12 protein-coding genes are annotated in these 12,597 nt (G+C 52.9%); 1 reads left to right on the forward strand and 11 read right to left on the reverse strand.

All coding sequences use genetic code 11. The features are described 5' to 3' along the window. Positions 1 to 151 precede the first annotated feature (151 nt). The 9 genes from CGC65_RS16135 to CGC65_RS31010 form a co-directional block, all read right to left on the reverse strand. Positions 152 to 4,849, reverse strand: coding sequence for a PolC-type DNA polymerase III (locus tag CGC65_RS16135; protein WP_002564419.1), 4,698 nt, complete (start codon positions 4,847 to 4,849; stop codon positions 152 to 154). A 15-nt stretch (positions 4,850 to 4,864) separates the two neighbouring features. Then, positions 4,865 to 5,935 carry a flavodoxin-dependent (E)-4-hydroxy-3-methylbut-2-enyl-diphosphate synthase gene (ispG, locus tag CGC65_RS16140; protein WP_002564420.1) on the reverse strand — a complete coding sequence of 357 codons (1,071 nt, stop codon included), beginning with the start codon at positions 5,933 to 5,935 and terminating at the stop codon, positions 4,865 to 4,867. Between the two features lie 35 nt (positions 5,936 to 5,970). Next, positions 5,971 to 7,020, reverse strand: coding sequence for an RIP metalloprotease RseP (gene rseP, locus CGC65_RS16145; protein ID WP_002564421.1), 1,050 nt, complete (start codon positions 7,018 to 7,020; stop codon positions 5,971 to 5,973). 85 nt (positions 7,021 to 7,105) lie between these two features. Further along, complete coding sequence (gene dxr / locus CGC65_RS16150; protein WP_002564422.1) at positions 7,106 to 8,254, reverse strand: 1-deoxy-D-xylulose-5-phosphate reductoisomerase; 1,149 nt, start codon at positions 8,252 to 8,254, stop codon at positions 7,106 to 7,108. 46 nt (positions 8,255 to 8,300) lie between these two features. Further along, the gene (locus CGC65_RS16155) at positions 8,301 to 9,101 is read right to left on the reverse strand and encodes a phosphatidate cytidylyltransferase (RefSeq protein WP_007038078.1); all 801 of its coding nucleotides are present in this window, start codon (positions 9,099 to 9,101) and stop codon (positions 8,301 to 8,303) included. Positions 9,102 to 9,122: 21 nt separating this feature from the next. Next, positions 9,123 to 9,842, reverse strand: a complete 720-nt coding sequence (locus CGC65_RS16160; protein WP_038281676.1) for an isoprenyl transferase — start codon at positions 9,840 to 9,842, stop codon at positions 9,123 to 9,125. A 130-nt stretch (positions 9,843 to 9,972) separates the two neighbouring features. Then, complete coding sequence (gene frr / locus CGC65_RS16165; protein ID WP_002564425.1) at positions 9,973 to 10,524, reverse strand: ribosome recycling factor; 552 nt, start codon at positions 10,522 to 10,524, stop codon at positions 9,973 to 9,975. A 52-nt stretch (positions 10,525 to 10,576) separates the two neighbouring features. Then, positions 10,577 to 11,278 carry a UMP kinase gene (gene pyrH, locus CGC65_RS16170; RefSeq protein WP_002564426.1) on the reverse strand — a complete coding sequence of 234 codons (702 nt, stop codon included), beginning with the start codon at positions 11,276 to 11,278 and terminating at the stop codon, positions 10,577 to 10,579. A 138-nt stretch (positions 11,279 to 11,416) separates the two neighbouring features. Next, positions 11,417 to 11,584, reverse strand: a complete 168-nt coding sequence (locus CGC65_RS31010) for a hypothetical protein (protein WP_007038080.1) — start codon at positions 11,582 to 11,584, stop codon at positions 11,417 to 11,419. Positions 11,585 to 11,613: 29 nt separating this feature from the next. Here CGC65_RS31010 and CGC65_RS32555 point away from each other — a divergent pair, with 29 nt between their 5' ends. Continuing rightward, a complete protein-coding gene (locus tag CGC65_RS32555) occupies positions 11,614 to 11,760 on the forward strand; it encodes a hypothetical protein (protein ID WP_235622280.1) in 147 nt (48 codons plus the stop codon). A 4-nt stretch (positions 11,761 to 11,764) separates the two neighbouring features. Here the strand turns inward: CGC65_RS32555 and CGC65_RS16180 are convergent, their stop codons facing one another. Both CGC65_RS16180 and CGC65_RS16185 read right to left on the reverse strand, forming a co-directional pair. Beyond that, positions 11,765 to 12,130 (reverse strand): SpoVA/SpoVAEb family sporulation membrane protein, encoded by a 366-nt coding sequence (locus CGC65_RS16180; RefSeq protein WP_002564427.1) that lies wholly within the window; start codon positions 12,128 to 12,130, stop codon positions 11,765 to 11,767. 35 nt (positions 12,131 to 12,165) lie between these two features. Next, positions 12,166 to 12,555 (reverse strand): SpoVA/SpoVAEb family sporulation membrane protein, encoded by a 390-nt coding sequence (locus CGC65_RS16185; RefSeq protein WP_002564428.1) that lies wholly within the window; start codon positions 12,553 to 12,555, stop codon positions 12,166 to 12,168. Positions 12,556 to 12,597 lie beyond the last annotated feature (42 nt).

Raw genomic sequence — 12,597 nt, forward strand, 5'->3', positions numbered from 1 at the left:
GCGTAGCGTCTCAGTACAACTCTAACTTATCATAAATTACAAATTATTACAACCATTTAACCATATTTTTGTCATATCCGCCAAAACATAAAGGGAGGGGCGGCATGCCTGAGCATTAACCGCCTCTCCCGGATTCCTGCATAAAAGCTGTTTATAAATCAAACAAGGATAACTGATTGGATTTTGGAAGGTCCTTAAGCAGCCCCAGATCCGACATAAGGGAACAAAGGGTGCCGTTTACCTTGGAACGGTTGCTGAAATCCTCGATGGAAAGGAAAGCTCCGTCCTTGACCGCATCCACCACCGCATCAGCAGCCTTCTCGCCCAGGCCGTCGATGCTGCTGAGGGAAGGCATCAGCTTGCCGTCTATGATTTGGAAGTGCCGCGCCTTGGCCCGGTAGATATCAATGGGCGTAAAATCAAAGCCTCTTGCATACATTTCCTGGACAATCCTCATGTCCCTCAAAGTATCCTGTTCCTTCTTGGACAGGGTGTCCGCCCTTTTCTTATAATCCGCCAGATAGTATTCCAGCTTATCCCTTCCCTGACACATGATTTCATAGGAAAACGCGCTGGCCCGGATGCTGAAGAACGCGGCGTAATAGGCCAGGGGATAAAATATCTTACAGTAGGCAATACGCCATGCCATCATAACATAGGCAGCCGCATGGGCCTTGGGGAACATGTACTTGATTTTCTTACAGGACCAGATATACCATTCCGGAACGCCGTGGGCTTTCATCTCCTCCTCCCACTCCGGCTTTAATCCCTTTCCCTTTCGCACGCTCTCCATGATGGTAAAGGAAAGTCCCTGCTCCAAACCCTGGGCAATCAGGTAAACCATGATGTCGTCTCGGGTACAGATGGCGGTCTGAATGGTGGCCTTTCCCTCCTGAATCAGGGTCTGGGCATTGCCCAGCCACACATCCGTACCATGGGCCAGACCGGCGATACGCACCAGGTCGGAGAAATACTTGGGCTTGGTGTCAAGAAGCATCTGCATGGCAAAGTCCGTACCGAACTCAGGCACGCCCAGGGCCCCCAGGGGACAGCCGCCGATATCGTCCGGCATGATTCCTAGGGCGGACGTGTCCTGGAACAGGCTCATGACCTCCCGGCTGTCCAGGGGAATGTCCTTTACAGGGTCAATGCCGATGAGATCCTGAAGCATACGTATCATGGTGGGATCATCGTGTCCCAGTATATCCAGCTTCAGCAGGTTGTGGTCAATGGAATGGTAGTCAAAATGGGTGGTGACCGTGGAGGTGGTCATATCGTTGGCAGGGTGCTGCACCGGGGTAAAGGAATAGATTTCCTCGCCCAGCGGAAGCACGATAATACCTCCGGGGTGCTGTCCCGTTGTCCTTCTCACTCCCACACAGCCCTGCACAATGCGGTTAATCTCGCAGTTTCTTTTCCTGGTTCCCCTTTCCTCATAATATTTCTTTACATATCCGAAGGCCGTCTTGTCCGCCAGGGTGCCTATGGTTCCCGCGCGGAAGGTCTGGCCCTTTCCGAAGATAACCTCCGTATAATCATGGGCCTTGCTCTGGTATTCACCGGAGAAGTTAAGGTCGATATCCGGCTCCTTGTCTCCCTTAAATCCCAGGAAGGTCTCAAAGGGGATGTCAAACCCGTCCTTTTCCAGCGGTGTGCCGCACACAGGGCATTCCTTGTCCGGCATATCGCATCCGGCCATGCCGGAGAACTGCTTCACTTCTTCGGAATCAAAGTCATAGTAACGGCACTTGGGGCAATGGTAATGGGGGCTCAGGGGGTTTACCTCGGTGATTCCGGACATGGTGGCCACAAAGGAGGAACCCACGGAACCACGGGAACCCACCAGGTATCCGTCCTCATTGGACTTCCACACCAGCTTCTGGGCAATAATGTACATAACCGCGAATCCGTTGGTGATAATGGAGTGAAGCTCCCGCTCCAGACGGTCCACTACGATTTTAGGCAGGTCCTCCCCGTACATCTCATGAGCCCTGTCATAACAGATCTTGGTCAGCGTCTTATCGGAATCCTCGATGACAGGAGGACACTTGTCCGGCCGCACCGGGGCAATCTTCTCACACATATCGGCAATCTTCCTGGTGTTGGTGATTACCACTTCATGGGCCTTATCCGGCCCCAGGTAGGAAAATTCCTCCAGCATCTCCTCTGTTGTCCTGAGATACAGGGGAGCCTGGTCGTCCGAATCCTTAAATCCCTGGCCGGCCATGATGATTCTGCGGTATACCTCGTCCTGTGGATCCAGGAAGTGGACGTCGCAGGTAGCGCAGACCAGCTTGTTAAACTGCATTCCCAGTTCCACTATCTTTTTATTTATCTCGATTAAATCCTCCTGGGACTTAACCGTGCTCTTCTCGTCCCGGAGCATGAACGCGTTATTTCCCAGGGGCTGGATTTCCAGGTAATCATAGAAACTCACAAGCCGGGCAATCTCCGTATCCGGAGCGCCGCGAAGCAGGGCCTGGTATAATTCTCCGGCCTCGCAGGCCGATCCGATAATCAGTCCCTCCCGGTATTTCTCCAGCAGGCTCTTGGGTATCCTGGGCCTTCTGGCATAGTACTCCAGGTGGGACCAGCTCACCAGCCGGTACATATTCACACGCCCGATATCGTTCTTGGCCAGTATGATTACATGGTGGGTGGGGAGCTTGCGTATGGTATCCGTGTCCATGGTGCTGAGGGCATTGAGCTGGTTTAAATCATTTACATCCCGGTCCCGCAGCATCTTTACAAAGGCAGCGAATATCTCCGCCGTGGCTCCCGCGTCGTCCACCGCCCTGTGGTGGTTCTGGAGCGAAATATTAAGGGCTTTGGCAACAGTGTCCAGCTTAAACCGGTTAAGATTAGGCAGAAGAAGCCTGGCAATGGCAACCGTGTCCAGCACCGTGGGGTCAAAGGGCAGTTCCAATTTCTCTGCGAAATGGCCTATAAATCCCACATCGAAGCTTGCATTGTGGGCTACAAGGACCGCATCCCCCACAAACTCCAGAAATTGCGGCAGAATCACGTCGATTTTTGGGTATGGAAGCACCATGGAATCGTTGATGCCTGTCAGCTTCTCTATGTCAAAGGGAATGGGCACGTCCGGATTCACAAAGGTGGAGAATTTGTCCGTAATCCTGCCGTCCACCACCTTCACGGCGCCAATCTCAATAATTTTGTTCTTTTTAGGGCTGAAGCCTGTTGTCTCGATATCGAACACAACAAAGGTGTCCCCAAAATCCTGGCCCCTGGAATTCTCTACCAGCTGTTTGGTATCGTCCACCAGGTATCCCTCCACCCCGTAGAGGATTTTAAAGGTATCCCCCTTGTCCAGGGCGTGGTTGGCATCCGGGAAGGCCTGGACGCAGCCATGGTCCGTAACAGCCACAGCGGGCATGCCCCACTGCTTGGCCCTCTTGATAATGCTTTTTACCTCGGATACGCCGTCCATATCGCTCATCTTTGTATGGCAGTGCAGCTCCACGCGCTTTTCCAGGCTGGAGTCCATGCGCTTGCTGGTAAAATCATCCGCCTTCTTGATTCCCACGATGGAGCCAAGGGTCAGCTCGCCGTCAAACTTGTCAATGGTGGTGACTCCCTTTACCTTGATAAACATGCCCGGATTGATGGCGGATTTCACCTCGTCAAATATCTCCGGGCGGATAAACATTTTAACCGTAATTGTATCCGTAAAATCCGATACATCAAAGGTAAGGATAAACTTGCCGCTTCGCAGCTCCCGGTTCTCGCAGGTCAGCACCTTGCCTCTTAAGGTCACCTCTCCTATTTCCCCGTCGATCTTCTCAATCTCCATGGGCTCGTCCTCAAAGTCACGTCCGTAGAGCACATCCGGGTTGTTGGAACGCTTGACAGAGTACTTCTTGTCGTCGCCGAAACCGCTGTCCTTATCCCGTCCCCAGCCTTTGCGCCCCTTATTGAGCTGAGGCTTATCTCCCTTAAAGCCCTGCTTCTGGCCGCCGCCCTGGCCTGATTGTCCCTGCCCAGACTGTCCTGTTCTGGCCGGGCTTCCCTGGCTTTGGGACGAACCCGGCGCCCCTGACCGGCCCCCGTTATCTCCAGGCGCGCTCCCGTCTCCCACATCCCCGGAAGCAGCCTGGGCCATAAGTGCATCCCAGGGAGCGCCCTCCGGCCCCTGGCCTGCGTCCAAATAGGAATCCTGGCCTGACCTGCCGCCATTTCCGGACAGCAGCTCCTGGCCCTCCAGCCCCTGGGTGGAGAAAGAGGCGCCCATTGCTTCCAGCTCCTCCCTGTGGTTCTGCCAGTATATGGCCTGGGCCTCCCGCTCCATTTTAAGCTCAATCTGTTTTCTGCGGTCGCTGCCCTGTGGCTCCACAAAGGCAAAGCGCACCTCCACAGGCAGGCCGCACCGCTCCGCAAAGACCTTCTCTATGACGCGCTTTAACTCGGCTGTCCTGTCCCGGTTCACCATGGTGTCCTCCACGGTCAAGACCATGATATCCTCCTTCTCAAAGGTAATCCCGGCCTTGCGGAACATGGTGTACTCGATGATGCTGTAGTTTTTAAGTTCCAGAAGAAGACTGTCCTTATATACATCCAAAAGCTTTTTGGGCGTATACTGGTCCGACAGCCTGTATTTTTCCTGAATCTTGATGGCCACCTGCTTATCCGGGAACAGCTGGTCCCGGATGCCTCGCTCCAGGTCGTATATATTCTGTTTATGTATCAGCCTTGCGCTCTTCAGATAAATGCGGATAGAGCTTCTATCCCTGGTGGTGGTCACCTTCTCCACCTGGGCCAGGCCTAAAAGCTCCTTCAGGGATTCCGCTATATTGAGGGTTGGAAATACTTCCAGAAAATTCTTTTCCATATATCCGTCTTCCTTCTATGCCCGGTGTTCCCGGCTCATGGCCAGCAGTTCTTCCCGCAGTACTGCCAGAAGCTCAGACTCAGGCACCTTGCGGATGATTTCGCCCCTTCGTATCAGCAGGCCTTCTCCCACGCCGCCTGCGATGCCGATGTCTGCCTCCCTGGCCTCTCCGGGACCGTTTACAACACATCCCATCACAGCCACCTTCACATCCAGGTCATCAAACTCCGTCACCATGTTCTCCACCTGGTTTGCCAGGCCAATCAAATCAATCCGCGTGCGCCCGCAGGTGGGACAGGACACCACCTCAATACCGCCCTTTCTCAGTCCCAGGGTCCGCAGAATCAGCTTGGCGCTCTTTATCTCCTCCACCGGATCTCCGGTCAGGGACACACGGATGGTATCCCCGATGCCCTCATGAAGGATGATACCCAGTCCCACCGAGGACTTGATGTTGCCGGACATCAGGGTGCCGGACTCCGTGATTCCCACATGGAGAGGGTAATGGGTCCGCATGGCAATCAGCTCATGGGCCTTTACGCACATGAGCACATCCGAGGACTTGATACTGATGACCAGATTGTCATAGCCCATATCCTCGATGAGCTTCACCTTATCCAGGGCGCTCTCCACAATTCCTTCCGCTGTGACTCCCCCGTATTTTTCCAGCAGCGGTTTCTCCAGGGAACCGCTGTTGACGCCCACGCGGATGGGCACCCCGTATTCCCTGGCCCGGTCCACCACTGCCTGCACCTTATGGCGGTCGCCGATGTTGCCGGGATTGATGCGGATTTTATCCGCCCCGTTCTCCATGGCGGCAATGGCCAGACGGTAATCAAAGTGGATGTCTGCCACCAGCGGAATATGAATCTCCTTCTTGATGTCACCCAGCGCCGAGGCGGCTTCCATGGTAGGCACGGCCACGCGGATAATGTCGCAGCCGGCCTGCTCCAGCCTTTGGATCTGCTCCACCGTGGCGTGCACATCCTCGGTTTTGGTATTGCACATGGACTGAATCAGGACAGGGTTTCCCCCGCCGATGACCCGGTCCCCAATCTGAATCACTTTTGTATCTTTCCTGGTCATATATACCTCTCTTTTCTGAATATAGGACAAAGCCGTTAAAATAATTTCCGGACATCGTTAAACAGGATAAGCACCATAAGGGCCAGAAGAACCATCATTCCCGCCATGTGGACCATGCCTTCCTTTTCCTTGTCAATGGGCTTTCCCCTTACGGCCTCTATGATGAGGAACACAAGGCGTCCTCCGTCCAGAGCCGGAATGGGCAGCAGGTTCATGACGCCCAGGTTGGCGCTTAAGAGTATGGTAAAATTAATCAGCATGAGCACCACAGCCGACAGGCCATAGGGCGCGGTTTCATCCACCGTGGTGTCAATGGCGTTCACAATCCCCACAGGACCGCTGATATCGTTGACCGAAACCATGCCGTGGAACATCATATAAAAGGTGTCAAACACATAGTGAATCCAGTACTGTACCTCATAGGCGCTGTGTACCAGAAGCTGCCCTATGTTCTCTACCGTGCTGGGGACCGGGTTAAACTGGACCCCCATCATATACTGGTTGTTCTCCGCGGAAAAGACAGGCTCCAGCTCCGTGCTGAAGCGCTCGGTCCCTCCCCCTTCCTCCGTCCTCTCCCAGGTAACCTTAAGAGATTTCTGCGGGTGGGTGAACAGGTACCAGTTAATATCCCTGTAAGAATGGACCTTTCTGCCGTTAATGGATTTAATCACATCGCCGGCCTCCATGCCGGCTGCCTGGGCCGGATACCCGTCCACAACCCCGGCCAGCCGGGTGGTGTCATACCCCGTAATACCGATGAGCACCATGGAAAGGCCGAAGGCCAGGATAAAATTAAACACAGGTCCGGCTGCCACCACGGAAATCCTGGCCCATACGGACTTGTTGTTAAACGCGCTTTCGTCTGTTATCCCCTCGTCTTCCCCCAGCATCATGCAGGAGCCGCCAAACGGCAGTATCTTAAAGGAATACCGGGTGCCGCCTTTCTCAAAGCTGAACAGCCTTGGCCCCATGCCAAGGGAAAATTCAATCACACCTATCCCATTTAACTTTGCAAACAAAAAATGGCCGAATTCGTGAATCATGATAATGATTCCCAGCATCAGCATCGCAATAATCAAGCTCATCCGGCTCTCACCTGTCCATCCGGCGCTCCGCCGCCCTTTTTACGCGCGGCGTGCGCCTCCTTTCTGTCTTAATTCCATTTCTGTCTTAATTCCATTTTGATGATAGATAATCGTAAGTTTCCTGTTCTGCCTCCAGAATCTGCGCCACGTCAGGGGAGGGCTTTACACAGTGATGCTCCATGGCCCCCTCTATCATATCCACGATGGCCAGGTAATTGATTTTCCGCTCAAGGAACATGGCGACTGCCATCTCATTGGCCGCGTTGAACACAGTTGGCAGGGTACCGCCCCTGCGCCCCGCCTCGTAGGCCAGCTTAAGGCCCCTGAACGTCTCCATATCCGGCACCTCAAAGGAAATCTTTGTAAGCTTTTCAAAGTCCAGCCGGTCCCCCGGAAGGAAACGGCGCTCCGGATAATAGAGCGCATACTGAATCGGCAGCTTCATATCGGGCGTACCTAACTGGGCTATGACAGCCCCATCCTCAAATTCAACCATGGAGTGGATGATGCTGGCCGGCTGTACCACCACCTGCACCTGGTCCATCTCCGCCCCGAACAGCCAGCGGGCTTCCATGACCTCCAACCCCTTGTTGACCATGGTGGAGGAATCTATGGTGATTTTATGCCCCATGGACCAGTTGGGATGCTTTAACGCGTCCTCCAGCCGGACCTTTTCCAGCTGCTCCCTGGTAAATCCCCGGAACGGACCGCCTGAGGCAGTGAGCAGTATTTTGTGAAGGGGATTGCCGGCTGCTCCCTGTAAGCACTGGAATATAGCAGAGTGCTCCGAATCTACCGGCAGCAGCTTCACGCCCTTTTCCCTGGCAAGAGGCATGATGATATGGCCGGCCGTTACCAGGGTTTCCTTGTTGGCCAGGGCAATGTCCTTTCCTGCTTCCATGGCGGCAATGGTGGGACGAATTCCAATCATCCCCACCACGGCCGTCACCACCAGGTCTGCCTCCGGCGTCACGGCTGCCTCCATCAGTCCCTCCATGCCGCTTGCCACCTTCACATCCATATCAGCTACCGCGGCCCGCAGTTCCTTTGCCTTCTCTTCATCCCAGAGACAGGCCAGCCTAGGCTTAAACTCTCGGATTTGTTCCTCCAAAAGCTTTACATTGCTGCCGGCGGCAAGGGCCGTCACCTGGATGTCCTTATTGTATCTCACCACTTCCAATGTCTGGGTGCCGATAGAGCCTGTGGAACCCAGAATTGCAATCTTCTTCATCATAACTTATATTCTCCCTATCCTGAAGAAATACTCAAAAAGCCCATCCTTATTTTAAAAATGTGAGGGCAAAATAAATAGCGGGGGCCGTGAATATCATACTGTCAAACCGGTCCAGGATACCTCCGTGGCCCGGAATCAGATGGCCGTAATCCTTTATGTTGTGGTTTCTCTTAATAGCGGAAGCCGCCAAATCCCCTATCTGGGAAATAACCGCCGCAATGGCGCAGGCAATGGTACAGGCCGCCTGGGGATTATCAAGCTCCGCCATGCTGGCTCCGAAAAGGGATGCATAGATAAAGCCCAGAAGGGCCGCGCCGGCCACGCCTCCCACAGCCCCCTCAATGGATTTCTTGGGGCTCAGGACAGGGGCCAGCTTATGCCTGCCCAAAAGCATGCCTGTACAGTAGGCAAAGGTATCGCAGCCCCAGGAGCTTAAAAATATAAGCCACACCAGGTATGCACCATCGCTCATGTCCCTTGTCTGATACAGAAATGACAGCATGATGGGCACATAGCATACGCCAAAGAACGCGCCCGTCACCTCCTCTGTCTTATACTCAGGGAAGGTAAGCACATAAAAGGCCATCATCGCCATCAGGCAGGCGATAATCATAAGCGTCACATAGCGCTGTCCCTCGAACCACAAAAGTCCATAATAGGAGCAGGCCGTCACATAGCCCACAACAGCCAGGGAACGCCGCTGCATTCCCAGAGCCCTGTAAAGCTCAAATAAACCGATGATGGATATAAGGGCCGTAACGGCATATAGCAGGATTCCTCCCTGCCCAACAATGACAATGGACAGAAGCACCAGTATGATACCGCTGATTAACCGGGTCGTAAACATGGCCTTCTCCTTTCCCTCTCCTTACTTTACAGCGCCGAACCGCCGCTCTCTCTTATTATACTGCACAATGGCTTTTTCTAATTCCTCCTGATTGAAATCCGGCCAGAGACAATCCGTCACCACGATTTCCGTGTAGGCCAGCTGCCACAGCAGGTAATTGGACAGCCGCAGCTCCCCGCTTGTGCGGATTAAAAGGTCCGGGTCCGGCATTCCCGCCGTATCCAGATATGATGCAAACAGCGCCTCATCCACCTGGTCCGGATCCGCCTTTCCAAGGGCGCAGTCTCTTGCCAGCCCGGCCGCCGCCCGGCGGATCTCGTCCCTGCCTCCGTAATTTACCGCTATGACGAAGGTCAGACCTGTGTTATCCTGTGTCTCGGACTCCAGACGGTTTATGCCGTCTATGATATCCCTGTCAAAGCGGCTTCTGTCGCCAATCATCTTTACCCGTACATTATTGGCAGATGCTATCTTTAAAAGCCGCACCATATAGTAGCGGAACAGCTGCATAAGCGCCCCTACTTCCTCCGCGGAACGTTTCCAGTTCTCGGTGGAGAACCCATAGACAGTCAGATACCTGATTCCCATTCTGGCTGCAATCTCAACGGTTTTCTCCACGGTGACACATCCTTCCTTGTGCCCCAGGGTGCGGGGAAGCCCCCGTTTTTTGGCCCAGCGGCCATTTCCGTCCAGTATCAGGGCCACATGCTCCGGTATGATCATATCCTTATTTAATGCCATTCTTTCTCTGCCTTTCTTGTCTAAAAGTAACTTGCCCAAATAATATCCTTATCATGTTATATCTTTCCGGTATCAAAAACAAATTAAGAGGCAGGAGTCCCTCCTGCCTCCCATATTCATTTATCACAGATTACACGGTCATGATTTCCTTGGTCTTTTCTTCCACTGCCTTGTCAACCTTTTCCACCATCTTATCCGTAAGCTTCTGCATCTTCTCGGTCATCTCGGTCAGATCATCCTCAGAAATATCCCCTGCCTTCTCTGCCTTCTTAAAGGCCTCGTTGGCGTCACGGCGGATATTGCGCAGGGCTACCTTTGCATTGTCGCCCTTTTTCTTTACATCCTTGGAAACTTCCTTTCTGCGCTCCTCTGTCATCTCCGGGAACACCAGACGGATACAGTTTCCGTCATTAGTTGGGTTGATGCCCAGTTCAGATGTGAGGATGGCTTTCTCAATTGGCTTAAGAAGGCTCTTCTCCCATGGCTGAATCACAATCATGCGGGCTTCCGGAACAGAAACATTGCCAACCTGCTGGAGGGGTGTGGGGGTGCCGTAATAGTCCACCTTAATCTTGTCCAGCACATGGGGATTGGCACGTCCTGCGCGAATGGTGCCGTAATCAGACAGCAATACATCCAGTGTCTTATTCATCTTGTCCTCATAAACTTTTAATTCTTCCATAAGTTCCTCCTGTTAATGCAGCCTTCCCTGCTGCTTAATAATGTTCGTTTTATTATGCAGTAACGATGGTTCCGTTAATCCGGCCCTGCATGGCGTTTGCAATTCCGTCCTTTTCATTGAGGCTGAACACTGCCATGGGCATCTTATGCTCCATACACATAATAGACGCAGTCAAATCCACCACAGCCAGCTGCCTGTCAATGACTTCCTGTATGGAAATGGTGTCGTACTTCTTTGCCTCCGGGTTCAGCTTCGGATCGCTGTCATACACTCCGTCAATGGCCTTGGCCAACAGGATACAGTCTGCTTCCATCTCAATGGCCCTGAGGGCAATTCCCGTATCTGTGGAGAAATAGGGATGTCCTGTCCCGCCTGCAAAGAATACCACCATACCCTTTTCAAAATACTTATTCGCCCTGTCCTTGGAAAACAGTTTGGTCATGGAACCGCACTCAAAGGGCGTAAGAATCTGTGTCATCATGCCTGCATTCCTGAAAATCTCAGAAACATAAATGCAGTTCATAACAGTGGCCAGCATACCAATCTGGTCCGCCTTTGTCCTGTCAATGGCCTCACTGGTACGGCCTCTCCAGAAATTACCCCCGCCAATGACGATTCCAACCTGTATACCGGCATCTACAGAGAGCTTTACCTGCCTGGCCACTTCCTTCACCGTGTCCTCGTCAAACCCGGTCTTTTTAGGGCCTGCAAGGGCCTCTCCGCTTAACTTTAAGAATACGCGTTTCATCTTCATAAAGATTTTATCTCCTTGTTGCGATATCTGTGGCTATTATAGCATAGTTAGGTCAATTTGCAAAGAAAAAGAAATTATTTATCATTTTTTCCATTTCGTCTAACATTTCATGGTTCTGCCCTTTCTTTTTCCGTTTTTTTACCGCAGGTCACCTGCCCTGTCCTTAAAAAACTCCGCCTTTCTGTTCTCTGCCCGGTTCTCAATATCGCTGATCCCTTCCAGGGATGTCCTGTATTTGGACGGTGTGGTGTGGTAAACCTGCTTGAAGCTGCTAATGAAGGACCGGCAATACAGTGGCAAGGCCATGGGCCGGACGCGTGAAAGCCATCCTGCAGATGGGCTATGCAGGTGAAGGCGCCGGAAAGGCGCTGGCGGATCTGCTGTTCGGAACCGCCTGCCCCGGCGGGAAGCTGGCCGCCACACATCAAAGGCTGCCGCTTTCAATTTCTGATAGCGGCAGCCTCCTTGTTTTCCCCCGATGATATGCTATTTCCCCCTGGTCCCGGGAAACAGGAATCCCAGTACGGCCGCCATGGCCATGGTACACACGATAAGCCCGGAAAACCTGAGAAAATAAAAGTTCGTCAGACGTATAATCCCCGACAGGCCATGGTCCCTGACGCTCCCCATGACTCCGTCAAAAATGGAGGCCCCGGCCCCGTAAATCGTAACGGTAAACCCTTCCTGCCCGAATCCGATAACAGGCCCCAGTATCCCGGCCACATCCAGAGCAACCCCTGCTGCAATACAGACCATCAGGGTTTTCACCACGCCCAGCCCTGTTTTTGCCCACAATACTTCACCAAACATGCAGAACACTCCGCCTGCAATAAAAATCTTAACCAGCTCCATAATTAATTCCCCCATTTTCCAAATGGTAAGGCCGGCTAAATCCGGCCAGCCGCATACATCACAACAACGGACACAACAGCCGCCAGGTATCCTGCAAACAATATGAACAGCCCGTCCTTCACACCCCGCCACAACGCCCGGCCCGCTCCCATGCCCTCTTTCCTGGCTCCGTGAACCGCGTCAGTGATGGCGGACGAGAAGCCTCCCATGGTAATCATGGCTCCCATCCCCCCAAAATCAGTAAGCTTTTGGTAATGGCCTGTTATGGTTGTGACAGAACCAATGGCCGCCAGTGTGAATACGGTTACACTGACAGCAAACAGTTCCGGTACGCCGGCCATGCGGTATGCCATTGTCAGGAAATGGCATAAAAAGCAGATAGCGCCTCCTGTCAGAAATGCGCCTGCATAACGGTTTATCTTCATTTCCACCTCATTTCCTTCTGCTTTTCACAGCAGAAATCGTTC

It is taken from the genome of Enterocloster bolteae (genome assembly GCF_002234575.2).
In the GTDB taxonomy this organism is placed as follows: Bacteria; Bacillota; Clostridia; order Lachnospirales; family Lachnospiraceae; genus Enterocloster; species Enterocloster bolteae.

What these genes read in the sequence shown, in the direction of transcription:
- CGC65_RS16135 (WP_002564419.1), bottom strand. Translation starts at nt 4,849, where the DNA reads ATGGAAAAGAATTTTCTGGAAGTATTTCCAACCCTCAATATAGCGGAA.
- ispG (WP_002564420.1), bottom strand. Translation starts at nt 5,935, where the DNA reads ATGACCAGGAAAGATACAAAAGTGATTCAGATTGGGGACCGGGTCATC.
- rseP (WP_002564421.1), bottom strand. Translation starts at nt 7,020, where the DNA reads ATGAGCTTGATTATTGCGATGCTGATGCTGGGAATCATTATCATGATT.
- dxr (WP_002564422.1), bottom strand. Translation starts at nt 8,254, where the DNA reads ATGATGAAGAAGATTGCAATTCTGGGTTCCACAGGCTCTATCGGCACC.
- CGC65_RS16155 (WP_007038078.1), bottom strand. Translation starts at nt 9,101, where the DNA reads ATGTTTACGACCCGGTTAATCAGCGGTATCATACTGGTGCTTCTGTCC.
- CGC65_RS16160 (WP_038281676.1), bottom strand. Translation starts at nt 9,842, where the DNA reads ATGGCATTAAATAAGGATATGATCATACCGGAGCATGTGGCCCTGATA.
- frr (WP_002564425.1), bottom strand. Translation starts at nt 10,524, where the DNA reads ATGGAAGAATTAAAAGTTTATGAGGACAAGATGAATAAGACACTGGAT.
- pyrH (WP_002564426.1), bottom strand. Translation starts at nt 11,278, where the DNA reads ATGAAGATGAAACGCGTATTCTTAAAGTTAAGCGGAGAGGCCCTTGCA.
- CGC65_RS31010 (WP_007038080.1), bottom strand. Translation starts at nt 11,584, where the DNA reads ATGGCCTTGCCACTGTATTGCCGGTCCTTCATTAGCAGCTTCAAGCAG.
- CGC65_RS32555 (WP_235622280.1), top strand. Translation starts at nt 11,614, where the DNA reads ATGGGCTATGCAGGTGAAGGCGCCGGAAAGGCGCTGGCGGATCTGCTG.
- CGC65_RS16180 (WP_002564427.1), bottom strand. Translation starts at nt 12,130, where the DNA reads ATGGAGCTGGTTAAGATTTTTATTGCAGGCGGAGTGTTCTGCATGTTT.
- CGC65_RS16185 (WP_002564428.1), bottom strand. Translation starts at nt 12,555, where the DNA reads ATGAAGATAAACCGTTATGCAGGCGCATTTCTGACAGGAGGCGCTATC.